The sequence below is a fragment of the Massilia mucilaginosa genome, from assembly GCF_011682145.1.
In the GTDB taxonomy this organism is placed as follows: domain Bacteria; phylum Pseudomonadota; class Gammaproteobacteria; order Burkholderiales; family Burkholderiaceae_D; genus Telluria_A; species Telluria_A mucilaginosa.
Genome location: NZ_WHJH01000351.1, coordinates 1 through 288, shown reverse-complemented (window position 1 = coordinate 288; position 288 = coordinate 1). Strand labels below are relative to the sequence as shown.

The window sequence follows — 288 nt, the reverse complement described above, 5'->3', positions numbered from 1 at the left end:
ACTTTGGCATATTTTCTCACGTTTTAGCCGATAACATATCACGCAAGAATGACACCTCCATATCAGCCGCCATGCATACCGAAATCTACCTTGACGCAAACGCCACATCGGCCGTCCATCCGGCAGCGCTTGCCGCCGCCACGCAGGCCATGCGCGACTGCTACGGGAACCCCAGCAGCAGCCACGCCACCGGCCTGAAAGCGAAGGCCATGCTCGACGGCGTGCGCACACTGGCGCGCCGCGTGCTCGGCGCGGGCCAGGGCAGGCTGACGTTTACCAGCGGCGCCA

At 62.8% G+C, this 288-nt stretch carries 1 protein-coding gene; it reads left to right on the top strand.

What is annotated here, in order from left to right:
• Positions 1-71: 71 nt before the first annotated feature.
• A partial coding sequence (locus F2P45_RS35140) for an aminotransferase class V-fold PLP-dependent enzyme (RefSeq protein WP_166882761.1) occupies positions 72-288 on the top strand: 217 nt, incomplete at its 3' end.